This is a genomic window from Falsiroseomonas sp. HW251 (genome assembly GCF_050563545.1).
GTDB lineage: Bacteria > Pseudomonadota > Alphaproteobacteria > Acetobacterales > Acetobacteraceae > Falsiroseomonas.
The window spans coordinates 94,964-116,105 of the sequence record NZ_JBNXUM010000006.1 but is presented as its reverse complement, the minus strand read 5'-3'; the positions used below and the strand labels follow the sequence as shown (position 1 = coordinate 116,105).

The following is a 21,142-nucleotide window of genomic DNA, read 5'->3' as shown; positions in this document are numbered from 1 at the left end:
CCCAGCGCGCGGCCTGCGCCGCCGGTTCCCGCTACCGCGCCGCGAGCGGCCAGACCCAGGCGATCATCGGCACGCCGATCAGCAGCACGATCAAGGTCAACGGCGCGCCGAGCCGGGCATAGGCGCCGAAGCGATACCCGCCCGGTCCCATGACCAGCGTGTTGCACTGGTGCCCCACGGGCGTCAGGAAATCGCAGGCCGCGCCCATCGCGACCGCCATCAGGAAGGCGTCGGGCGAGAGGTGCAGCCGTTCCGCCAGGCTCGCCGCGATGGGCGCCAGCATCAGCACCGTCGCGGCGTTGTTCAGGAAGGGCGTGACGGCCATTGCCACCACCATCATCAGCGCCAGCGCGCCGAGCGGCGGCAGCCCGTGCACCGCGACAGCCAGCCAGCCCGCGATGAGGTCCGATCCGCCGGTGGTCCGGATCGCCTCGCTCACCGGGATCAGCGCGCCGAGCAGGATCAGCACCGACCATTCCATGGTGTCGTAGGCGTCGCGCATGGTCAGCGCGCGCAAGGTCAGCATGGCGACCGCCGCGGCGAAGAAGGCCACCGCGACCGGCACCAGGTTCAGTCCGACGCAGGCCATTGCGACGCCGAGTACGATCGCCGGCACCAGGCTGCGCTTCCGGCTGCCCAGCGCGATGTCCCTGCCAGACAGCGGCAGGATGTGGAGCTCGCCCAGAACCTCGGGCAGGCGTTCCTGCTCGCCCTTCAGGATCACCACGTCCCCCGCGCGCAGCCGCAGCGCGGCGAGCCGGCGGGAGATGCGCTCGCCGCGGCGGCTGACCGCGAGCACCGCCAGCCCGTGCCGCCGCGCCAGGTCGGTCTCGGCGGGCGTGCGGCCGACCAGCGGACTCGCGCCGGTGATCACGCCCTCGATCACGCCGGCCTCCTCGACGGGCTGGCGGGCGGCCTGCCTCTCCCCGGCCAGCACGAGGCCGGCGCGGGCCTGCAAACGTTCGAGGTCCTCGGGCTCGCCTTCCAGCAGCAGCACGTCGCCGGCGCGCAGCACGGTCGCGGGCGTCGGCGTGAGGCGGCGGAAGCGCTCGCGGATCACGCAGGCGACGTGCACGCCGGCGACCAGCGCCTCGAACTCCGCGACCGTGCCGCCGGCCATGGGGCTCTCGGCGGGCAGCGTCGCCTCCGTCGTGTAGGCCTCGAGCGCGAAGGCGGCCTCCATGCCCGCGGAGGGCCGCCGCCCGCCCGGCAGCAGGCGCCAGCCGATCGCGAGGAACGCCAGCCCTGCCAGCGAGACCACGATCCCGACCGGCGCGAAATCGAACATCCGGAAGGGCTCGCCCAGGATCTCCTCCCGCATGCGGGAGGCGATGATGTTGGGCGAGGTGCCGATCAGCGTGACCAGCCCGCCGAGCAGCGAGGCAAAGGACATCGGCATCAGCAGCGCCGAGGGCGAATGCCCGGTCCGGCGCGCGAGCTGGAACGCCACCGGCATCAGCAGCGCCAGCGCGCCGATGTTCTTCACGAAGGCCGACAGCAGCATCACGGCGCCGGCCAGCACCGGCACCTGCGTCGCGGGCGACCGCAGATAGGGCACGAGGGGCCGCATGATCGTCTCGACCACGCCGGATTTCGCGACCGCCGCGCTGACCAGCAGGGCGGAGGCGACGATGATCACGATGTCGTCCGAGAAGCCGGAGAAGGCCTCCTTCGCCGGCACGACGCCGGTGACGAGGCCGGCGAGCAGCGCCAGCAGCGCGACCAGGTCATAGGGCAGCTGTCCCCAGACGAAGAGGCCGATGGTCACGCCGACGATCCCGAAGGCGATGGCCTGGTCGGGCGTCATGGGCTGTGGGGGCTGGACGGCACGGGCGGGAAAGTCGCGCGGGGTGCCGCGGGTTCCGCGGAACCGTGGAAGGGCGGGTGCGTCCAGCCGGCATGCCACAGGACCCGCCGCCGGCCGATCGCGTCCTGCACGCGGCGATCGCAACCAAGCTGCTGCATGCCTGGGCGCAGAACCGGCAGCAGGTGCTGGCGCCGCTGACGCTCGACCTCTCGCGCATGGAAAGCGGCCCGCGCGCGCTGCTGCTGGGCATGGTGGCAGCCGCGCAGGCCGTGGGCGGGAAGGACGGGGATCGGCTGCGAGGCGCGCTGCGGCGGATGCGCGCGGAGGGCGCGGCCATCCCCGGCCCGCCCGACCTGTTCCCGCTGCTGCACGAGATCGAGGCGGCGGCGCTCGGCGCGCAGGCCTATGCCGCCGCGGCGCTGCTGCTGGACCGGCGCGTCGCGGCGGAGCGCGCCTTCCTGGACTGGATCGCAGCGCGCTTCGCCCTGCCGGCCTCGGCCGTGGCGGCGCTGGCGCGGCGCTACGGGCGCTGAGTCTCCGTCAGCTCGGCCAGCGCGGCTTGCAGCGGGGCGGAGCCCAGCAGCATCGCCCGGGCGAGGTCGGCCAGCGTGATCCAGCCCGTCACCCGGCCCGCCGCATCCAGCACGGGCAGGCGGCGGAGATGATTCGACGCCATGAGGTCCAGCGCGGCATTCACGCCGTCCTCCTCGCGGCAGGTGATGACGGGGGTGGAGAGCACGTCGGCGACCCGCACCTGGCCGGCATCCAGCCCCCGCGCGACGACGCGGTAGAGCAGGTCGCGGTCCGTCACGATGCCGCGGAGGTCGGCCGGGCCGCCCACGGGCAGCGCGCCGACGTCGAGCTCCCCCATCAGCTCCGCCGCGGCGGAGACAGGGGCCTCCGGCGCGATGAACTCGACTTCCCGCGTCATGAGCTCGGCGACCCGCATGGGCGCGCAACGCCGCCGGGCGCCGCGCCGTTCCCCCGTGCCGGCGGCGCGGCTAGGATGCGCGCGATGACGACGACCGAAAGGCTCAACGGCGATCCCGACGACGACGCGTTCCTCGCGACGGTGGGCGCGCGGCTACGCACGATCCGCGCGCGGCGCGGCGTGACGCGGCGCGACCTGTCGCGCCTGTCGCGCGTGTCGGAGCGCTACATCGCGCAGCTCGAGGCCGGGAGCGGAAATGTCTCGATCCTGCTGCTGCGGCGGATCGCGCGCGCGCTGGGCGTGGGGTCGGAGGAGCTGACGGCCGAGCACCCCGAGCGCAGCGTGGAGCGCCTGCTGATCGACCAGCTTCTGGCGCAGTTGCCGGACCAGCGCCTGGCGGAGGCGCGGGAGATGCTGCAGCAGCGCTTCGGCCGGCAGGAATCGCGGACGCGGGCGCGGCGTCTGGCGCTGATCGGGCTGCGCGGCGCGGGCAAGTCCACGCTGGGGCGGAAGCTCGCGGAACGGCTCGGCGTGCGCTTCGTCGAGCTGGACCGCGAGGTCGAGCGCGAGGGCCGGATGGAGCTCTCGGACATCTTCGCGATCCACGGCCAGGAAGGCTTCCGGCGGCTGGAACGCGCGACGCTGGAGCGCCTGGTGCGGGAGGACACGGCCGCCGTGATCGCCGCCGGCGGCGGCATCGTGGCGGAGCCCGCGACCTTCGGCCTGCTCCTCGACACCTGCGTCACGGTCTGGCTGCGCGCGAGCCCCGAGGAACACATGAAGCGCGTGATCGAGCAGGGCGACACGCGTCCCATGCGCGACAACAGGCGCGCGATGGAGGATCTGCGCGCGATCCTGGCCAGCCGCGAATCGCTTTATGCGCGGGCGGATTTCACGGTGGACACCTCGGGCCGGACAGTCGCGCAGGTGCTGGACGAGTTGGCGTCGCTGCCCGCGCTCGCCGCGGCCTGATCAGATCACGTCGGCTTCGAGGATTTCACGGAACCGCGGCGGGATCGCCATCGGCTTCATCTTCGGCCCGGTCGTGTCGACGAAGGCGCAGACCAGCTTGCCGTCATAGGACACGCGATCGCCGACGCGGCCCTGCACGACGAAGGTGACGGAGGAGCCGCCGAGCTTTGCGATGCGGACCTCGGTCTCCAGCGTGTCGCGCGGCGTGACGGGGCTGCGGAAATCCAGCGAGACATGCACGAAGGGCGAGCCCGAGCCCATGTCCAGGTTGAACTCGTAGAAGCTCGCACCGAGGCGGTCGTTGAAGAACGCCTCGATCGCATCCATCGCGAAATCGAGGTAGCGCGCGGTGTAGGCGATGCGCGCGGGATCGGACTCGCCCCAGCGGATGCGGCGGGCGTGGACGAAGGGGTAGGACTTCTCAGTAGGTCTCGACATGGAAGCGGCCTTCCTCGCGCATCGCCGCGCGGAGCGCAGGCCAGTCCATGCCGCGCGCGGCGGCGACCTCGGTCAGTGCCTCGTCCACGCCCGCCTCGAGCCCGCGCAGGCCGCAGACATAGATGTGCGTGCGCGGCTTCGCGAGCAGCCCGCCGAGCGCCTCGGCGCGGGCGCGCATGCGGTCCTGCACGTATTCCCTGGGCTGGCCCGGGACGCGGCTGTAGACGAGTTCCTGCGCCATCACCTCGGCCGGGACCTTCTGCAACGGGCCGAAATAGGGAAGCTCCTGCGGCGTGCGCGCGCCAAAATACAGGTGGAGCCTGCCGCTGCCGGCCTGGGCGATGCGGCGGCGGCGTTCCGTGAAGCCACGGAAGGGCGCGGAGCCCGTGCCGGTGCAGATCATGACGACGTCGGCCTCGGGCTCGTCCGGCAGCAGGAAGGTGGTGCCGAAGGGGCCGATGACGCCAAGGCTGTCGCCGACCTTGAGATCGCAGAGCCAGTTGGACGCGACCCCGCGGAAGATCGTGCCGTCCTCGCGCGGCTCGGCGACGCGCTTGACGGTCAGCGCCAAGTTGTTCGCACCGGGCTTCTCGCCGTCGCGGGCGGAGGCGACGGAGTAGAGCCGCATCGCGTGCGGGCGTCCCGTGACGTCGAGGCCCGGCGGCACCACACCGATGCTCTGGCCCTCGAGGACCGGGAAGGGCGTCGAGGCGAAGTCGAGGATGATGTGGTGCACGTCGGAAGAGGTGCCGGATTTCGTCACGCGGATGTTGCCGACGACCTTTGCAAGAGCTGGCGTCGCGCGGTTGAACAGGTTGACCTTGGGCTTAGCGGCGGTGGTCGGCGCGCGCGTCTGGCCGCCGGCGCCCTTGTGCGCCTCGGCAAACAGCGCGGCGGCTTCCGCATCGGCGGCTGCGGCGGCGAGTGCGGGTTCGGGCGCACGCGGCGGCAGTTCCTGCCAGGAGAACTGCTCATCCAGGCTGTAGGGCGTAGCGACGGCAAACCAGTTGTCGATGGCGCCGGTCGGGCAGGGCGAAATGCAGTCGCCGCAGGCGTTGCAGGTGTTCGCGTCCACGACGTAGTTGTTGTCGTCGTGGGTGATCGCGTTGATCGGGCAGGTCGCCTCACAGGTGTTGCAGCGGATGCAGATCTCGGGGTCGATCAGGTGCTGCTTGAGGGACGTGCCCTCAGTGGTCGGCGTGCCGTCCATCAATACTCTCCCGACGTCAGTTCGCTTCCCCGTTTCAGAGGCTCCCTCCCCCGCAAGCGGGGGAGGGAAACCGACAGTGGGGGGAGGTCGCTCCGATCCTATTCGTGCAGCTTCACATACTCGAAATGCCCGGGCTTGTTGTCGATGCCGACCTTGGGCGCGGCGATCCAGTTGGCGTAGTTGCCGGCGGTGTCCACGGGCTGCATCAGCGCGGTGATGAAGAGGTTGTCGTCGTTGGACGGCAGCCATTCGTCGCGCTTCGCGGCCCAGGTGCCGGCGTCGATGACGCGGCCGTCGGGATCCGCGTGGATCTTGCTGAACTCGCCGATCTTCCGGTTGAAGGCGACGTCCGGCAGCTTGAGCTGGAAGGGAATGCCGGCCTTCTCGATCACCTTGTTCCAGCGGCCGACGCCACCGTTGCAGTCCACGACATAGTCGTCGCGCAGGCGCATGTTCAGCGCGGAGAGCGCCGGCACATCCTCCTTCACCACGGCGCCGTCGATGCAGCGCAGGACGGGATAGGTGCTGTCGATCAGGCGGTGGTCGTCCTCGATCTTGTCCTCGCGGTAGCGGCCCTTCAGGCCCGCATTGTAGGCGTTGGCCGCGTTGGTCGAGACCTCGCTGCCGAACAGGTCGAGCGTCAGCGAGAAGTGCAGGTTCATCTTCTTCTGGATCGCGGGGAGGTCGATGACGCCGAGCGCGCGGACCTTCTCGATGTCGTGCGGGTCCTGGATGCCGGCGTCCTTCATGGCCTGGCAGGTCCGCTCCACCACGCGCATCACGCCGGTCTCGCCGACGAACATGTGGTGCGCTTCTTCGGTCAGCATGAAGCGGCAGGTGCGGGACAGCGGGTCGAAGCCGGACTGGGCTAGCGCCTCGAGCTGCATCTTCCCGTCGCGATCTGTGAAGAAGGTGAACATGAAGAAGGACAGCCAGTCCGGCGTCGCCTCGTTGAAGGCGCCGAGCATGCGCGGCGTGTCCTGGTGGCCGGAGCGGCGGCGCAGCAGCTCCTCCGCCTCCTCGCGCCCGTCCTTCCCGAAGTACTTCTGCAGGAGGTAGACCATCGCCCAGAGATGGCGGCCTTCCTCCACGTTCACCTGGAAGAGGTTGCGCATGTCGTAGAGCGAGGGCGCGGTCTTGCCGAGGTGGCGCTGCTGCTCGACCGACGCCGGCTCGGTGTCGCCCTGGATGACCAGCAGGCGGCGCAGCATGGCGCGGTATTCGCCGGGCACTTCCTGCCAGGCGGGCTCGCCCTTGTGGTGGCCGAAGCCGATCTTGCGATCGGGCACCGCCGGCGCAAGCAGGATGCCCCACTTGTATTCCGGCATCTTCACGTAGTCGAACTTCGCCCAGCCCTTCGGGTCCACGGAGATCGCGGTGCGGAGATAGACGAGGGATTCCTGGAAGCCCTCCGGCCCCATGTCCTTCCACCAGTCGATGTAGCCGGGATGCCAGGTCTCCAGCGCCTTGCGCACGCGCGCATCGCTGTTGAGGTCCACGTTGTTCGGGATCAGGCCGTCATAGTTGACGTTCATGCCGTCGGGCATCTTGGGTCTCCCTACACGCGCTGCTTGTCGTAGTTCGGCTTCACGCCCGATCCGTAGAGCTTCAGCGCACCCTCCGTGCCGACCGCGTTCGGGCGCTGGAAGATCCAGTTCTGCCAGGCGGTCAGGCGGCCGAAGATGCGCGTTTCCATCGTCTCGGGCCCGACGAAGCGGAGGTTCGCCTCCATCCCCGTCAGCGCATCGGGGGAGAAGCTCGCGCGCTCCTCCAGCATGATGCGGACCTCGTCGTCCCAGTCGATCTCGTCGAAGGTCATGGTGACAAGGCCGAGTTCCTCAGCCTCCTCGGCTTCCAGGCCCTTGCCGATGGCCTCCTTTGCGCGATCCACGCTGCCGGGCTCGCCCCAGAAGCGCGCCTGGAGGCGGGTCAGATTGTTCGACATCGGATAGGCGCCGAAATTCATCGGCGAGAGGGTGATCGCCGCGGGCGGACGATTGTCGCCCTCGCGCTTGCCCGACAGCATCACGGAGCGGTCGGCGGCGAAGGCGAGTTCGGCCAGCGTTCCGGCGAAACAGCTGCCGGGCTCGACCAGCGCGACCAGGCTGCGCGACGTCATGTCCACGCGCTTAAGCACGCGCTTGAGGTAGTGGCGGACCTCGCGGATGAACCAGTCGGCCTGGTGTGCCTCCAGGAATTCGTCATGCCCCAGCACCAGCGCCGCATCGCCTTCGGTGCGGAAGGTGATCAGGCCGAGCTCGGGTTCGTTGGCGCGGAGGTGCAGGATCGCATCGTCCAGCTCGCGGGCCAGGCGCAGCGGCCAAAACTGCGCGTGCTTCGCGGCGTCGAGCGTCGCGGGCGGCGCTGCCTCGGGCCCCAGCACCGTGACCGTCGCGCGGCCGCCAGCGCGGTCGCATTCCACGCGCACGCGGGAATAGAGGATGTGCTCGCCCTCGAAGCGGCGATCGAGCGGCGTCAGCGCGACGCCCTTCGCGTCTTTCGGACGATCCGTCTTCGCCGAGAATTCTGCCGCGCGCTGCTTCACGCGCTCGTTCCAGGCGGAGGGCGGGACGACCTCGTCCACCAGGCGCCAATCCACCGCGCGCTTGCCGCGCACGCCTTCCTCGGTCGAGCAGAAGACGTCGGCGAGATCCCGCCGCACCTTGCGCTTGTCCGTCACGCGGGTCAGCCCGCCGGTGCCGGGCAGCACCGCCAGCAGCGGCGTCTCCGGCAGCGCGACGGAGGAGCGGCGGTCGTCGATTAGCATCACGTAATCCGCCGCGACCGCAAGCTCATAGCCGCCGCCGGCGCAGGCGCCGTTCACCGCCGCGATGTAGTATTGCCCGCTGTTCCAGGTCGCGTCCTCGATCGAGCAGCGCGTCTCGTTGGTGAACTTGCAGAAATTCACCTTGTGGCCGTGCGTCGCTTTGCCAAGCATGCGGATGTTCGCACCGGCGCAGAACACGTTGTCCTTGCCGGAACGGATGACGACGGCGCCGACCTCGGGATGCTCGAAGCGCAGGCGCTGGATCGCGTCATGGAGCTCGATGTCCACGCCGAGGTCGTAGGAGTTGAGCTTCAGCTCCACGCCCTCGAACAGGCTGCCATCGGCGTCCACATCCATGACCAGGCTCGCGACCGGGCCGTCGAGCTCCAGGCGCCAGTGGCGCCACCGGCTCGGCTCCGTCTGGAAGTCGATGCGTGCCATTGGCGATTCCTGCCCTCGTTGGATGCTAGATAATGCAGGTCCATCGGCCGACGCAAGCCGCAATATGAATTATTTTGCTGGTTCGTGGACCCGGAAGAGGCGGTTGGCGAAGTCGGCGACGGCGTCCAGCGTGGGGCCGGTCGCCTCGAGATGCGGGGAATGGCCCACGCCGGGCAGCACCAGACGGTCCACCGGGCAATAGGTCTCGCGTTCGATGATGTGCAGGTGCTCGAGCGTGCCGTAGGGATCGGCCGCGCCCTGCACGACCAGGATCGGCACGCGGACATGCGCGATCTCCGGCTGCAGGTCGAGCACGGCGGGGAAGCCGGGATCGAGCCAGGCGCCGTTCCAGCCGAGGAAGGCGGCCGCGGGATCTCGATGGTACTTCGCCATGCGCTGGAGCAGGTCGGTGGTGTTCCAGCGGTCGCGCGCGCGCTCGATCTCGCCGATGCTGAAGGGCTCGACCATGACATGCGGCGCGAGCAGCGCGAGGCCGCGCACGCGGCGGTCCTGGTGCGATCCCGCATAGATCAGCGCGATCGAGGCACCGTCGGAATGCCCGACCAGCACGCAGCGCCGGATGCCCTGCGCGTCAAGCACGCGGCCCAGCACGTCGCGCGCCTCGTCATGCATGTAGGTCAGCGGCCGCGGCAGCGCGACGCTGTCGGATTGGCCATAGCCCAGGCGCGAATAGGCCATCACGCCGAAACCGGTCATCGCGGCGAGTTTCGCCGGCACGTCGCGCCACAGCGCGACGCAGCCCAGGCCCTCGTGCAGCAGCACCAGCGTCGGCGCTTCCTCCGGCCCCGGCCCCCACCACGCCGCCTCGATCCGGCGGCCGTCGAGTTCGAAGGAAACGTCCTTCATTCGTGGTGCGCGAAGCGTTCGCGCAGCTTGAAACGCTGGATCTTGCCGGTCGCGGTCTTCGGCAGTTCCTCCACCGCCTCGATCCAGCGCGGATACTTCCACGGGCCGGCCGCGGCCTTCACATGGGCCTGCAGCTCCGCGATCAGCTTCTCGCCGGCGACGCCGCCGCCCTTCAGCGTGACGAAGGCCATCGGCTTCACCAGCCCGTCGCTGTCCTCGCGCCCGATCACCGCGGCTTCCTGCACGGCGTCGTGGGAGACGAGCGCGGCCTCGACCTCGAAGGGGCTGACCCAGATGCCGCTGACCTTGAACATGTCGTCGGCGCGGCCCTGGTAGCGGTAGAAGCCTTCGGCGTCGCGGAGGTACTTGTCGCCGGTGCGCGTCCACTCCCCCTGGAAGGTGCGGCGCGACTTCGCGCGCTGGTTCCAATAGCCCTCGGCCGCGCTCGGCCCGTTCACCAGCAACTCGCCGGTCTCGCCATCGGGCACGTCGCGGTCATGCTCGTCCACGATGCGGAGTTCGTAGCCCGGGACCGCGACGCCGGAGCTGCCGTAGCGCATCTTCCCGGGCTGGTTGGAGACGAAGATGTGCAGCATCTCCGTGCTGCCGATGCCGTCCAGGATGTGCACGCCGACCGCCTCGTTCCAGCGGAGCCCGATATGCTCGGGCAGCGCCTCGCCAGCGGAGACGCAGCGGCGCAGGCGCGGCGATCCCGCGCCGCGGGTCAGCGCGGGATTGGCCAGCATCGCGGCATAGAGCGTCGGCACGCCGAAGAACATCGTGGGCCGGTGCCGCTGCATCGTCGCCATCACGCTGTCGGGCGTCGGCCGGTCCGGCAGCAGCGCCGCGCAGGCACCGACATGCATGGGGAAGGTCATGGCATTGCCGAGGCCGTAGGCGAAGAACAGCTTCGCCGCGGAATAGCAGACATCGTCACGCGAGATGCCCAGCACCTGGTCGGCATAGGTGTCCGCCGTGGCCTTCAGGCTGGCATGGACATGCTTCACGCCCTTCGGCGCGCCAGTGGAGCCGGAGGAATAGAGCCAGAACGCGACCTCGTCGGGGCTCGCCTCCACGGCGACCGGCGCCGGCAGCGCCTGCGCGATGAAGGCGCGGAGGTCGCGTTCGTTGTCCTTCAGGCCCTCTGCCGGCGATCCGTCCACCGACGCGACCAGCACCAGCTTCAGCGCATCGAGCCGCGCGATGACGTGCCGCAGCGCCGGCAGCAGCGGCGCGGAGACCGCCAGCGCCTCGGCCCGGCTGTCCTGCAGGATGTAGGCGACCTGCTCGGCGGGCAGCAGCGTGTTGATCGGGATCGGCACGACGCCGGCGCGGATCGCGCCCCAGAACAGGGCGGGGAAATCCACGGTGTCCAGCATGAGCATGGCCAGCCGCCGCTCGCGGTCGATGCCTGACGCGCCGAGCCCGCCGGCGACGCGCGCGGACCCCTCGGCGAGCCCTGCGTAGGTCACGCTGCGATGCGGATCCGCGAAGGCCGGCGCGTCGCCGCGGCCCTCATCGATGTGCCGGTCCAGGAACCACGTGACGGCGTTCGCCATGGGTCAGGCCTTGGTGAACTGGATCGCGCCTTGCGGCAGGAGATACAGCACGATGGCTCGCCCGCCGCTCACGGTCGGGTGATGCGCGGTGTCGGGGCCATAAACCAGCCAGCCCTCGCCCTTGCCGTCGAAGGCCGCACCCGGCGTCTCCGGCATGATCATGTCGATCTCGCCATTGGGGTGGCTGTGGTGGGGCCCGGCCAGGCTGTCCATCAGCACGACATCCACGCTGTAGCCCGCGGTGTCGGGGCCCGGCTTGACGGGGCGGCCGTAGCGGATGCCGCCGGCCTCGCGCTGGCAGAGCCAGCCCTCCGCGATGCCCTGGCGGCAGAGCGCCTTGATCGCTTCGAAGGTCCCGGAGCCCGGCGGGAATTGCGCCTCCAGGGTCTTCGCCAGAGCGGGCTCCACGGGCAGGCCGGTAATGGCCGCGGTCACGTCCCTGATCTTCGCCTCGAAGGCCGCAAGCGACATGGCGTCACACTCCCAGGTGTCGGTGCATCAACGCCGGATCGGCACGCAGCTCGTCGGGCCTGCCAGACCACACCAGCGAGCCCTTCACCAGGATCTCGGCGCGGTCCACGACGGACAGCACCGCGGTGACCGTCTTGTCCACGATGATGCAGGCGAGGCCGGCTTCGCGCACCGTGCGGATCGTCCGCCAGATCTCGTCGCGCACCAGCGGGGCCAGGCCTTCGGTCGCCTCGTCCAGGATCAGCAGGCGCGGGCTCGTCATCAGTGCGCGGCCGATGGCCAGCATCTGCTGCTCCCCGCCCGAGAGCTGGTCGCCGCGGTTCGTCGCGCGCTGGCCGAGGCGCGGGAAGATCGACAGCACGCGATCGAGCGGCCAGGGCGTGCTGCCCGCCGCATCCGGGCGGGCCGCAAGCTTCAGGTTCTCGATGACGGTGAGAGAGGCGAAGACGCCGCGGCCTTCCGGCACCACGGCGATGCCGCGCTGCGCACGCCTGAACGTGGTCTCACGCGTGACGTCCTGGCCGTCCACCAGAACTTGGCCCGCGCGCGCCGGCAGCAGGCCGAGCAGCGTGCGGATCAGCGTCGTCTTGCCCATGCCGTTGCGACCCATGAGCCCGATCGTCTCGCCCGGCCGGATCGCGATGTCCACGCCGCGCAGCACGAGCCCTTCGCCATAGCCGGCCTGCAATCCGCGCGATTCCAGGATGGGCGTCCCCGTCCGATGACCGGAGGGCGCCGCCCGGAGGTCTGAATCGGCCGGGCCACTCATGCGTCGTTGCCCAGATAGGCTTCGCGCACGGCGGCCGACGCCCGGATCGTCGCCGGCGCGCCCTGTTCCAGCACGCGGCCATCCACCATCACCGTCATGGAATCCGCAACCGCGAAGACGAAGTCCATGTCGTGCTCGATCAGCAGCACCGCGTGATCGCGCGTCAGTTCCTTCAGCAGGCCCGCGACCTTCTCGCCCTCCTCCGGGCCCATGCCGGCCAGCGGCTCGTCCAGCAGCAGCACGCGCGGGGCGGTCGCCAGCGCCATCGCGATCTCCAACAGGCGCAGCTCGCCATGGCTCAGCGTCGCCGCGATTCCCTCGCGCTCGAGCCCGACGCGCACCAGCGCGGCGCGCGCCGCCTCGATCGGCGCGGTTTCCCGAGTCGCGCGGTGCAGCCAGCTTCCGGGCGTGAAGACCGATGCCTGCGCGGCCAGCCGCACATTCTCGAAGACCGTCATCTCGCGCAGCACGTTGGTGCGCTGGAAGCTGCGGCCGATGCCGGCCTGCGCGAGCCGCCAGCTCGGCCAGCCCGTCACGTCCGTGTCGCCCAGCAGCACACGGCCCGCGCTCGGCGGCAGCGTGCCGGACAGCAGGTTGACCAGCGTGGACTTGCCCGCGCCGTTCGGGCCGATCACGGCGTGCAACTCGCCGATCTCAATGGACAGCGAGACGTCGGACACGGCGGTCAGGCCGCCGAAGCGGCGGGTCAGCGCCTCGGCGCGCAGCGCGCTCATCGGCGCGGCTCCTTCCGCGCGGGCAGGATGCCAGCCAGGCCGCGCGGCAGCAGCAGCACGACGGCCAGGATGACCAGCCCCTCCACCAGGCGCTGGCGTTCGGTGATCAGCGTCGCGGCCTCGCCCAGGCCGACGTAGGCGAAGGCACCGAGGATCGGGCCGTGCAGCGCGCCGATGCCGCCGAGGAGGACCATCAGCAGCGCCTCCGCGCTGCGGTGCCAGGAGAGGAACTCGGGGTTCACGAAGGCCTCGGTCATCGCCCACATGTGGCCCGCGAGTCCGGCCAGCGCGCCGGCGATGACGAAGGCCACCAGCTTGATACGACGCGTGTCATAGCCAAGGGCGCGCATGCGGTCCTCGTTGGCGCGGATGCCCTGCAGCGCATGGCCGAAGAGCGTGCGCATCAGCAGCGCCAGCCCCGCATACATCGCGACCAGGATACCGAGATTGACCCAGAGCAGCACCTGCGCGCGCTGCCGGCGCGGGACCTCCCACGCCATGCCGAAGATCTCGAAGGCCGGGCGGGTGACGAAGACGCCGTCCTTGCCGCCACCGAGCGGCGTGTCGTGGAAGAGGAAATACAGCATCTGCCCGAAGGCGAGCGTGACCATCAGGAAGAAGAAGCCGCGCGTGCGCAGCGACATCGCGCCGACCGGCAGCGCCGCGATCCCCGCCAGCGCGGCCGCGGCGGGCAGCGTCAGCGCGATCGAAAGTCCGGGCGGCAGCAGATAGACCGCATAGGCGCCGACGCCGAAGAAGGCGGCGTGGCCGAGGCTCACCATCCCCGCCCCGCCCACCAGCAGCTGCAGGCTCAGCGCGAACATCGCGGAGATCAGCGCCGTGGAGGCGAGCTGGACGTGATAGGCCTGCGCCCACCACGGCATCGACGCCACCACGATTGCGGTGATCGCCAGCAGGAGCGTCCCGATCGGGCCCGCGACCCGCATCTCAGCGCCCCGCCGCGAACAGGCCGGACGGCCGCCAGAGCAGCACCGCCGCCATCAGCACATAGACCGCGAGCCCCGAGACGCCGGGCATGTAGGCCTTGCCCAGCGTGTCCACCAGCCCGATCAGCAGCGCCGCCCAGAACGCGCCGGCGATGGACCCGACGCCACCCACCACTACCACCACGAAGCAGATGATGAGGAAGCCGTCGCCCATGTTGGGGTAGACGGAATGCAGCGGCGCCGCGAGCGCGCCGGCCAGCATCGCCAGCGCCGTGCCGGCGGCAAAGACCAGCATGTGGATGCGCCGCGCATCGAGCCCGAGCAGGTCCACCATCTCCGGCTTCTCCGCCGCCGCGCGAATGGCGGAACCGACGCGCGTACGCTCGATCCCGAGGAACATCAGCGCCGCGACCACCAGGCAGACGCCGAGCACGGCGAGGCGGTAGGCGGAATAGGCGAAATCGGCGGTGACGGGGACGGAGAAGTCCAGGATCTTGGGCACCGGCACCGCGTGGAAGTCGTTGCCGAGCAGGGCGGAGCGCGCTTCCTCGAACAGCAGGATCAGCGCGAAGGTCAGCAGCACCTGGTCCAGGTGCTCGCGCCTGTAGAAGCGGCGGAAGAGCCCGGCTTCCAGCGCCGCGCCGACCGCGATGCCGCCGAGGATCGCGGCGGGCAGCGCGAGCCAGAGCGAGCCCGTCAGCCCCGCGATGACGAAGGCGAGGTAGGCGCCGATCATGAACATCGAGCCGTGCGCGAGATTGATCACGCCCATCACGCCGAAGATCAGCGTGAGCCCGGAGGAGATCAGGAACAGCAGCAGCCCGTACTGCAAGCCGTTCAGGATCTGCGCGAGAAGGCCGGAGAGGTCCAAGGGCGTCCTTTCGCCCTCCCCCGATACGCGGCCGCCTCCCCCGCTAGCGGGGGAGGGAAAATCACGGGCGGGGGGAGGGAGCGCGTTTGGTCATGCCATCCGGCAGCCCGTGCCCGGGTCGGCCAGCGATTCCGCGGCGATGCCGATCACCTTGTTCTCCCCGCCCTTCGCCTCGCGCAGCCACATGTTCTGGATGGGATTGTGGCTGGCGGACAGCGAGAACGGCCCGCGCGGGCTGTCGATGCGGGCGCTGCGGATCGCGCGGCTGAACTCCCGCTCGGCGTCGAGGTTGCCGCGCACGCCGTCCAGCCCCGCCGCCAGCATCTGCGCGGCGTCGTAGCCCTGCACGGCATAGACGTCTGCATCGCGGCCCGTGCGGGCCTTGAAGGCCTCCCGGAAGCTCCGGTTCTTCGGGGTGTCGATGCCGTCGCCATAGTGCAGCGAGGTCTTGATCCCCTCGGCCGCGGCGCCCTGGCCTTGCAGCGTGCCCTCCGTCAGGAAGCCGGAGCCGCAGAGCGGGATGCGGTCCTTCAGCCCCGCCGCGGCGTATTCGCGCACGAACTGCACGGCGCCGCCGCCCGCAAAGAAGCTGCCGACGGCATCCAGGTTCAGGCCCGGGATCTGGGCCAGCAGCGGCTGGAAGTTGGTCTCGGGGAAGGGAAGCTTCAGCTCGCGCACCAGCTCCGCGCCGCCCGCGGCCAGGCCCTGCCGGAAACCTTCGCCGGATTCGTTGCCGGCAGCGTAGTCCCAGGTCACCCAGGCCGCGCGCTTCACGCCGTTCCGGCTGAGCCAGAGCCCCATCCCATAGGCCGGCTGCCAGTTGCTGAAGGAGGAGCGGAAGATCGAGGGCGCGCAGAGCTCCCCGGTCGCGGCCTGGTTGCCGGCGTTCGGGATGATCAGCGGGATGCCGCGCTCGCGGCTGACCTGCACCAGCGCCATCACCACGCCGGAATGGACGGTGCCGATCAGCACCTCGGCCCTGTCGCGGCCGACCAGGCGGTTGACGTTCTGCACGGCGTTGGCCGGGTTGCTCTCGTCGTCGAGGCGGATGAGCTGGAGCTGCCGCCCGCCGAAGCGGCCGCCGCGTTCCTGGATGTGCAGCTCGATCGCGGCCGCGATGTTCTCGCCGAGCGCGGCGAAGGTGCCGGAGAAGGGCAGCATCAGCCCGACGCGCAGCGGGGCGCCCTGGGCGATGACCGGACGGGCGACGCCGCCGAGGGCGCCGGCGGCGGCAAGCGCCGCGAAGCCGCGGCGCGATATGGGCATGGCGCGATCGCGCATCGAACGTGGTCCTTCCCTTGTCGCCCGGCGTGAACCCGCCGGATCGTATCCTGCAACAAGCCTATCTCATGCGCCGCGGCAACCTGCAATATCGTGCAGGTTCAACGGCATCACCCTCCTGGCAGCCGGCCCTCCACGGGGTAGGCGGGATCGTTGTAGCCCGGCGTCGAGGGATGCCCGGCCGGCACCAGCCCGTCCACCAGCGCCTCGTCCTCCGCCGTGAAGCGGTAGGCCAGGCCGCCGAGATAGTCCTGCCATTGCCCGAGCGTCCGCGGCCCCGCGATCGCACTGGTGACCAGGCGGTTGTTCAGCACCCAGGCCATGGCGAACTGGCCCGGCGTGATGCCGCGCGCCTCGGCATGCGCGCGGATCACCTGCGCGATGCGCAGGCTGTCCGGGCGCCATTCCGTCTCCATCATGCGCCGGTCCGCGCGCCCCGCGCGGGTGTCGGGCGGCGGCGCGTCCTGGGACGCGTATTTCGCTGTCAGCACGCCGCGCGCCAGCGGCGAATAGGGCACGACGCCAAGGCCGAAATGGGCGCTCGCCGGGATCTGCTCGACCTCGGACTGGCGGTTCAGCAGGTTGTAGAGCGGCTGGCTGGCGACGGGGCGGTCGATGCCTGCCTCGTCGCAGAGCCGGCAGATCTCCGCGATCCGCCAGGCCCGGTAGTTCGACACCCCGAAATGCAGGATCATCCCCTGCCCCACCAGGTCGGCCAGCGCGCGCACCGTCTCGGCCAGCGGCGTCTCGTGATCCTCCTTGTGGAGGTAGAGGATGTCGATGGTGTCCAGCCCGAGGCGTGACAGGCAGGCCTCCACCGCGTCGAAGCAGGCGCGCCGCGACAGGCCGCGCTCGTTCGGGCCCTTGCCCATGGGGTTGGCGATCTTGGTCGCGACCACCCACCATTCCCGCGCGCCGCGCACCAGGCGCCCGGTGACCTCCTCCGACACGCCGTTGCCATAGGCGTTCGCGGTGTCGATGAAGTTGACGCCGGCATCGCGCGCGGCTCCGACGATGCGCGCGGCCTCGGCCTCGTCGGTCGGGCCGCCGAACATCATGGCGCCCAGGCAAAGCGGCGAGACCTTCAGCCCACTGGTCCCGAGACGGCGATAATCCATCGGCGATCCTCCCTGGCCGTCAGTCTGCGCGCCCGGCCGTCGCGCGTCCAATTCCCACCCCGCGCTTGCGCGCCGTGGCGGTATCGTTCTTGCTAGTCCGCGATGAACGAAACCGGGAGTTTCACCATGATCCGTCGCCGCCACCTGCTTGCCGCCGGCCCGGCGCTGCTCGCCGCACCGGCGCTCGCGCAGGGAACGGGAGGCTGGCCGAACCGGCCCATCCGGCTCGTCGTGCCCTATCCGCCGGGCGGCGCGAGCGACATCGCAGGCCGGCAGCAGGCGCAGGTGCTGAGCGAGGCGCTGGGCGTGCCGGTGGTAGTGGACAACCGCGCCGGCGCGGGCGGGACGATCGGGACCGCGCATGTCGCGCAATCCGCGCCCGACGGCTACACCATCATGATGTCGAGCCCGTCGAGCCACCTCGGCGCGCCGCTGCTGTTCCGCAGCCCCGGCTACGAGGGCGTGGACGACTTCACCCACATCGCGACCTTCGCCCGCGGCACCGCCCTGGTCTGCGTGAAGAACGCGCTGCCCGTGCGCAACATCCAGGAGCTGGTCGCCTACGCCAAGGCCAATCCGGGCCGGCTGAACTACGGCTCGGCCGGGGCGGGGGGCGCGAACCACATGCTCGGCGTGCTCTTCATGCTGCGCACGGGGACGGAGCTGACGCATGTGCCCTATCGCGGTGCGGCGCCGGCGATGGCGGACCTGATCGGGGGCAACATCGACCTGGTCTTCGACAGCTACTCCGGCATCATCCCCGCCGTGCGCGCCGGCCAGGTCCGCGCGCTGGCGGTCGTGAGCCCCGACCGCTGGCCGCTCGCGCCGGAATTCCCGACGGTGCAGGAACAGGGCGTGGCCGACTACAACCTGCCGAGCTTCTCCGCGGTCGTCGGGCCGAAGGGCATCCCGGACACGATCGCGGACCGCATGAACGCCGCGATCAACGCCGCGCTGGCGACGCCGGCACTGAACGAGACGCTGACGCGGGGCGGCAACATCCCCTATCCCACGACGAGGGCGGAGTTCCTGCGGGTGATGCAGGAACAGCGGGCGACCTGGCAGGAGCTGGTGCGGGTGTCGGGGGTGCAGCCGGAGGGGTGACGCGGGTGGCCCGGGGAGGGCGCTGCCCTCCCCGATACCCCGCCCGCAAAGGGCCAGTGGGCCCTTTGAACCCATGAATTTAACGCCGAAGGCGGGGAGGGGGCACTTCGGCCCCCTCCCCGCCTTCGGCGTTGAACTGATCGCGGGTCCAGGGGCCCGCCGGCCCCTGGCGGGGTGGGTCCGGGAGGGGCAGCGCCCCTTCCGGCGCCGCGCGTTACACCCCCGCCAGCCCCGCCAGCATCCGCTCGAGGTCCCGCAGGTTCGCCGCGCCCGTCTTCGCCAGCACCGCGCGGACCTGGGTGCGCACCGTCGTCTCCTGCAGGCCGCGCGCCGCCGCCACCTCGGCCTTGGTCGCGCCGCCGGCCAGCGACCGCGCCACCTCCGCCTCCGCCGTCGTCAGGCCGAACAACTCCCGCAGCAGCGCCGCGCGCGGCGCGGCCGGGGCCGCGAGTTCCCGCAGCAGGACCAGCGCCCGGCCGGGCACGCGCCCGCCGGCATGCAGCGACGCCCCCGCCATGCGCGCCGGCAGCGGCGAGACCAGCGCGGCGACGGCGGCCGAGCCGTCCTCGCTGCGCAGCCGGATCGCGCCCCCGGCCTCCCCCTTGACCGCCGCGGCGGCGACCAGCGCGGCGAGCGGCGCGGCATCCGCCCGATGGCAGGGCACCAGCGCCGCCTGGCCCGTCAGCCGACCGGTCGAGCGGCGGAAGCGGAAGCCGAGGCCGGCGGCCGCCATGCCCTCCGCCGCGACATTGGCCAGCGTCACCTGCATCGAGGCGTCCACCACCAGCACGCCGCTCGCCAGGCCGTCGAGCGCGGCAAGCCCCGCCCCGGGGCCGGCCGGCACCGCGGCCAGGCGATGGCGAAGCTGCAGCGCACGGCGCAGATGCGGGACCGCCGCCTCCACCAGGCGGCGCTCGCCCTCGCCGAAGGGCTCGGCGTCCTGCGGGCGATGCAGGCCGAGCGGCATGCTGCCGGCCTCGCCCAGCGGCACCACCGTGCCGACGACGTAGCGCAGCCCGTAGTGGCGGCCGAAGCCGTTCCAGAACTCGCTGCGCAGGAATTCGGCGTCGGGCACCAGGCTGCCGCTGGTGAGCACGGCGGGCCGCGCCCCGGACCGGCGCAGCAGCGACGCCGCGCGCTGCGTCCAGAGGTCGTGCATCCGGTACCGGCTGCCATAGGCGGCGACCGCCTCGGGGGGGATGTTGGCGTGGCAGAGCAGTTCGGCCCCGCCCTGGCCGTCGGCCACCATCAGCGATGCGCTGCGGGCCCCGGCCAGCGCGGCCAGGCCCTGCCCGACGGCATGCCACGGCGTCCCGCCCGCTGCCGCATCGTAGATGCTTTCCGTCACGTCCAGGAGCCGCGCTTCGGTCACGCCCAACCTCCTTCGGCTGACCCAGGCCCTATCACGCGTGCGGGGCACCGGGCTCCGAAAGTTTTCCGAAAGCGCTGCTGCACGACGCCCTGGCGCGCCGTCGTCCTCCGAACGGAGGATGAGGCGGCGGCAGCGGCGGGGCGAGCATGCCGGCGCACCCTTGCCGGGGGTGCGGTCCAGGAGAACGCACCATGCCCTCCCACCACGCCAGGATGCTGCCCGTCGCCATCATGCTGACGCTGCTGCTCGCGGCCACCGCCGCCATGGACAGCGCCGCGGGCACGCCGCGCCAGGCCGTGCCCTATCCCGACGCGCCCGCCCTCGACTGGACGATGCGCCCGACGATGTGGGGGATGCCGTGAGGGCCGCGGCATCGCTGCTCGGCGCCGCCGTCGCGCTGGCCCTGGCCGGCGCGGCGTCGGCCTTCGAATACACGCAGTTCCGCGCGGTGGTCCTGCCGACCGACGACCCCGCGGCCGTGCACGGCATCCCCGCGATCATCGAAATCCCGGCGGGCTGGCAGCCCGGCCATGCCGCGGCGGTCGTGCTGTTCGACCCGCCCGAGGAGCCCGCATTGAAGGACGCGCTGCTCGTCGCGCTGCTCGACAGTGGGGCGGCAGTCCTGATGGTGGACGCCAATGCCGCCCGCGGCTTCTCCGAGGAGTCGGGCAACGACCCGCCGCCGCCGACGGCCGAGAGCCTGGTGCGGGACCTCGCCGCCGCGCTGGCCTCGCTGCGGCGGGATGCCGGGGCAGGAGTGGTGGTCGCGATCGGGCACGGCCTGGGCGGGGAGGCGGCGCTGCTGGCGACCGACCCCGCGCGGCTGGGGCCATTCGGCCAGGACGGCCCGGGCTTCGCCGCGGTCGCCTCGGTCGGGCCGGGCACGCCCGTCTTCCGCGCCGGGGCGGGGCCCGACCCGTCGGAGGGATGGAACCGGCGCGCGCCGCTGCTCTGCGACGTGCTGGCCTTCGCGCTCGGGGCGCTGCCGACACCACGCCCGGCGGTGCAGGTCGCCCAGGCCGGGCCGGAGACCGGCGGGGCCTGCCGGGAAGCGCTCGCGGCGCGCTGACAGCGGGAGGGGCGCGGGGCCGCTGCGCGCCCCCTGCCCTGGACAAGCCGGCCCGATCGCGCGAATACGCGGCCCCAAACGCCGCGTCGCGGACCCCGCGTCGCCTGTCGCCCCGGAGTCCCGCCCCATGACCTCCCCGGTCTTCGACCGCATCGCCGAGATCATCGCCGAGAACAGCGATGTCCCGCGCGAGAAGATCACGCCCGAGGCCCATGTCATCAACGACCTCGGCATCGACAGCCTGGACTTCCTCGACATCGTCTTCGCCATCGACAAGGCCTTCGGCATCAAGGTCCCGGTCGAGGCCTGGACGCAGGAAGTCAACGCGGGGAACGCGCCGGCCGAGCAGTACTTCGTCATGGGCAACCTGGCCCAGCGCATCGAGGAACTGGTTGCCGCCAAGGGCGGCTGACG

General features: G+C 71.2%; 22 protein-coding genes. 6 read left to right on the top strand and 16 right to left on the bottom strand.

Features of this window, described 5'->3' with window-relative positions:
* Positions 1–31: 31 nt before the first annotated feature.
* Positions 32–1,807, bottom strand: coding sequence for an SLC13 family permease (locus ACLF3M_RS09070; RefSeq protein WP_430656583.1), 1,776 nt, complete (start codon positions 1,805–1,807; stop codon positions 32–34).
* Between the two features lie 92 nt (positions 1,808–1,899).
* On the opposite strand from ACLF3M_RS09070, the gene ACLF3M_RS09065 reads away from it, so the two are divergent.
* Entirely contained in the window at positions 1,900–2,340 is a 441-nt protein-coding gene (locus ACLF3M_RS09065; protein WP_430656582.1) for a DUF533 domain-containing protein, read from the top strand.
* Here the strand turns inward: ACLF3M_RS09065 and ACLF3M_RS09060 are convergent.
* A complete protein-coding gene (locus tag ACLF3M_RS09060) occupies positions 2,328–2,756 on the bottom strand; it encodes a CBS domain-containing protein (protein WP_430656581.1) in 429 nt (142 codons plus the stop codon). The two genes, ACLF3M_RS09065 and ACLF3M_RS09060, sit on opposite strands and share 13 nt — an antisense overlap.
* A gap of 66 nt (positions 2,757–2,822) precedes the next feature.
* Between ACLF3M_RS09060 and ACLF3M_RS09055 the strand changes: the two genes are divergently transcribed.
* On the top strand, positions 2,823–3,710 hold the full coding sequence (locus tag ACLF3M_RS09055) for a helix-turn-helix transcriptional regulator (protein WP_430656580.1): 888 nt from the start codon (positions 2,823–2,825) through the stop codon (positions 3,708–3,710).
* Here the strand turns inward: ACLF3M_RS09055 and ACLF3M_RS09050 are convergent, their stop codons facing one another.
* The 13 genes from ACLF3M_RS09050 to ACLF3M_RS08990 form a co-directional block, all read right to left on the bottom strand.
* Complete coding sequence (locus ACLF3M_RS09050; protein WP_430656579.1) at positions 3,711–4,148, bottom strand: acyl-CoA thioesterase; 438 nt, start codon at positions 4,146–4,148, stop codon at positions 3,711–3,713.
* Positions 4,132–5,358, bottom strand: a complete 1,227-nt coding sequence (gene boxA, locus ACLF3M_RS09045) for a benzoyl-CoA 2,3-epoxidase subunit BoxA (RefSeq protein WP_430656578.1) — start codon at positions 5,356–5,358, stop codon at positions 4,132–4,134. Before boxA ends, ACLF3M_RS09050 begins: the two co-directional genes overlap by 17 nt.
* Before the next feature lie 98 nt (positions 5,359–5,456).
* Positions 5,457–6,905: a benzoyl-CoA 2,3-epoxidase subunit BoxB gene (gene boxB, locus ACLF3M_RS09040; RefSeq protein ID WP_430656577.1), complete on the bottom strand. Its 1,449-nt coding sequence runs from the start codon at positions 6,903–6,905 to the stop codon at positions 5,457–5,459.
* Positions 6,906–6,916: 11 nt separating this feature from the next.
* The gene (boxC, locus tag ACLF3M_RS09035) at positions 6,917–8,566 is read right to left on the bottom strand and encodes a 2,3-epoxybenzoyl-CoA dihydrolase (RefSeq protein WP_430656576.1); all 1,650 of its coding nucleotides are present in this window, start codon (positions 8,564–8,566) and stop codon (positions 6,917–6,919) included.
* 69 nt (positions 8,567–8,635) lie between these two features.
* Positions 8,636–9,433 carry an alpha/beta fold hydrolase gene (locus ACLF3M_RS09030; protein WP_430656575.1) on the bottom strand — a complete coding sequence of 266 codons (798 nt, stop codon included), beginning with the start codon at positions 9,431–9,433 and terminating at the stop codon, positions 8,636–8,638.
* Positions 9,430–10,992 carry a benzoate-CoA ligase family protein gene (locus tag ACLF3M_RS09025; protein ID WP_430656574.1) on the bottom strand — a complete coding sequence of 521 codons (1,563 nt, stop codon included), beginning with the start codon at positions 10,990–10,992 and terminating at the stop codon, positions 9,430–9,432. Before ACLF3M_RS09025 ends, ACLF3M_RS09030 begins: the two co-directional genes overlap by 4 nt.
* Positions 10,993–10,995: 3 nt before the next feature.
* On the bottom strand, positions 10,996–11,463 hold the full coding sequence (locus ACLF3M_RS09020; RefSeq protein ID WP_430656573.1) for a DUF4863 family protein: 468 nt from the start codon (positions 11,461–11,463) through the stop codon (positions 10,996–10,998).
* A 4-nt stretch (positions 11,464–11,467) separates the two neighbouring features.
* Positions 11,468–12,232, bottom strand: a complete 765-nt coding sequence (locus ACLF3M_RS09015; protein ID WP_430656572.1) for an ABC transporter ATP-binding protein — start codon at positions 12,230–12,232, stop codon at positions 11,468–11,470.
* The gene (locus ACLF3M_RS09010) at positions 12,229–12,966 is read right to left on the bottom strand and encodes an ABC transporter ATP-binding protein (RefSeq protein WP_430656571.1); all 738 of its coding nucleotides are present in this window, start codon (positions 12,964–12,966) and stop codon (positions 12,229–12,231) included. Before ACLF3M_RS09010 ends, ACLF3M_RS09015 begins: the two co-directional genes overlap by 4 nt.
* Positions 12,963–13,913 (bottom strand): branched-chain amino acid ABC transporter permease, encoded by a 951-nt coding sequence (locus tag ACLF3M_RS09005; protein WP_430656570.1) that lies wholly within the window; start codon positions 13,911–13,913, stop codon positions 12,963–12,965. Before ACLF3M_RS09005 ends, ACLF3M_RS09010 begins: the two co-directional genes overlap by 4 nt.
* Position 13,914: 1 nt before the next feature.
* A complete protein-coding gene (locus ACLF3M_RS09000) occupies positions 13,915–14,784 on the bottom strand; it encodes a branched-chain amino acid ABC transporter permease (RefSeq protein ID WP_430656569.1) in 870 nt (289 codons plus the stop codon).
* A gap of 90 nt (positions 14,785–14,874) precedes the next feature.
* Positions 14,875–16,065, bottom strand: coding sequence for an ABC transporter substrate-binding protein (locus tag ACLF3M_RS08995; protein WP_430656568.1), 1,191 nt, complete (start codon positions 16,063–16,065; stop codon positions 14,875–14,877).
* Between the two features lie 110 nt (positions 16,066–16,175).
* Positions 16,176–17,183, bottom strand: a complete 1,008-nt coding sequence (locus ACLF3M_RS08990) for an aldo/keto reductase (RefSeq protein ID WP_430656567.1) — start codon at positions 17,181–17,183, stop codon at positions 16,176–16,178.
* A gap of 126 nt (positions 17,184–17,309) precedes the next feature.
* Here ACLF3M_RS08990 and ACLF3M_RS08985 point away from each other — a divergent pair, with 126 nt between their 5' ends.
* On the top strand, positions 17,310–18,287 hold the full coding sequence (locus tag ACLF3M_RS08985; protein ID WP_430656566.1) for a Bug family tripartite tricarboxylate transporter substrate binding protein: 978 nt from the start codon (positions 17,310–17,312) through the stop codon (positions 18,285–18,287).
* 214 nt (positions 18,288–18,501) lie between these two features.
* On the opposite strand, the gene ACLF3M_RS08980 is transcribed toward ACLF3M_RS08985, so the two are convergent.
* Positions 18,502–19,659, bottom strand: coding sequence for a helix-turn-helix transcriptional regulator (locus ACLF3M_RS08980; protein WP_430656565.1), 1,158 nt, complete (start codon positions 19,657–19,659; stop codon positions 18,502–18,504).
* Positions 19,660–19,850: 191 nt separating this feature from the next.
* Between ACLF3M_RS08980 and ACLF3M_RS08975 the strand changes: the two genes are divergently transcribed.
* The 3 genes from ACLF3M_RS08975 (at position 19,851) to ACLF3M_RS08965 (ending at position 21,140) form a co-directional block, all read left to right on the top strand.
* On the top strand, positions 19,851–20,021 hold the full coding sequence (locus tag ACLF3M_RS08975) for a hypothetical protein (RefSeq protein ID WP_430656564.1): 171 nt from the start codon (positions 19,851–19,853) through the stop codon (positions 20,019–20,021).
* Positions 20,018–20,728 carry a hypothetical protein gene (locus ACLF3M_RS08970; protein WP_430656563.1) on the top strand — a complete coding sequence of 237 codons (711 nt, stop codon included), beginning with the start codon at positions 20,018–20,020 and terminating at the stop codon, positions 20,726–20,728. Before ACLF3M_RS08975 ends, ACLF3M_RS08970 begins: the two co-directional genes overlap by 4 nt.
* A 127-nt stretch (positions 20,729–20,855) precedes the next feature.
* Positions 20,856–21,140: an acyl carrier protein gene (locus tag ACLF3M_RS08965; RefSeq protein ID WP_430656562.1), complete on the top strand. Its 285-nt coding sequence runs from the start codon at positions 20,856–20,858 to the stop codon at positions 21,138–21,140.
* Positions 21,141–21,142 lie beyond the last annotated feature (2 nt).

Coding starts and splice junctions, on each gene's coding strand:
- ACLF3M_RS09010 (WP_430656571.1), bottom strand. CDS start 12,966: ATGAGCGCGCTGCGCGCCGAGGCGCTGACCCGCCGCTTCGGCGGCCTG.
- ACLF3M_RS08975 (WP_430656564.1), top strand. CDS start 19,851: ATGCCCTCCCACCACGCCAGGATGCTGCCCGTCGCCATCATGCTGACG.
- ACLF3M_RS08965 (WP_430656562.1), top strand. CDS start 20,856: ATGACCTCCCCGGTCTTCGACCGCATCGCCGAGATCATCGCCGAGAAC.
- ACLF3M_RS09065 (WP_430656582.1), top strand. CDS start 1,900: ATGCCACAGGACCCGCCGCCGGCCGATCGCGTCCTGCACGCGGCGATC.
- ACLF3M_RS09005 (WP_430656570.1), bottom strand. CDS start 13,913: ATGCGGGTCGCGGGCCCGATCGGGACGCTCCTGCTGGCGATCACCGCA.
- ACLF3M_RS09070 (WP_430656583.1), bottom strand. CDS start 1,807: ATGACGCCCGACCAGGCCATCGCCTTCGGGATCGTCGGCGTGACCATC.
- ACLF3M_RS08985 (WP_430656566.1), top strand. CDS start 17,310: ATGATCCGTCGCCGCCACCTGCTTGCCGCCGGCCCGGCGCTGCTCGCC.
- ACLF3M_RS09050 (WP_430656579.1), bottom strand. CDS start 4,148: ATGTCGAGACCTACTGAGAAGTCCTACCCCTTCGTCCACGCCCGCCGC.
- boxB (WP_430656577.1), bottom strand. CDS start 6,905: ATGCCCGACGGCATGAACGTCAACTATGACGGCCTGATCCCGAACAAC.
- ACLF3M_RS08990 (WP_430656567.1), bottom strand. CDS start 17,183: ATGGATTATCGCCGTCTCGGGACCAGTGGGCTGAAGGTCTCGCCGCTT.
- ACLF3M_RS09015 (WP_430656572.1), bottom strand. CDS start 12,232: ATGAGTGGCCCGGCCGATTCAGACCTCCGGGCGGCGCCCTCCGGTCAT.
- ACLF3M_RS09055 (WP_430656580.1), top strand. CDS start 2,823: ATGACGACGACCGAAAGGCTCAACGGCGATCCCGACGACGACGCGTTC.
- boxA (WP_430656578.1), bottom strand. CDS start 5,358: ATGGACGGCACGCCGACCACTGAGGGCACGTCCCTCAAGCAGCACCTG.
- ACLF3M_RS09020 (WP_430656573.1), bottom strand. CDS start 11,463: ATGTCGCTTGCGGCCTTCGAGGCGAAGATCAGGGACGTGACCGCGGCC.
- ACLF3M_RS09030 (WP_430656575.1), bottom strand. CDS start 9,433: ATGAAGGACGTTTCCTTCGAACTCGACGGCCGCCGGATCGAGGCGGCG.
- ACLF3M_RS09025 (WP_430656574.1), bottom strand. CDS start 10,992: ATGGCGAACGCCGTCACGTGGTTCCTGGACCGGCACATCGATGAGGGC.
- boxC (WP_430656576.1), bottom strand. CDS start 8,566: ATGGCACGCATCGACTTCCAGACGGAGCCGAGCCGGTGGCGCCACTGG.
- ACLF3M_RS08995 (WP_430656568.1), bottom strand. CDS start 16,065: ATGCGCGATCGCGCCATGCCCATATCGCGCCGCGGCTTCGCGGCGCTT.
- ACLF3M_RS09060 (WP_430656581.1), bottom strand. CDS start 2,756: ATGCGGGTCGCCGAGCTCATGACGCGGGAAGTCGAGTTCATCGCGCCG.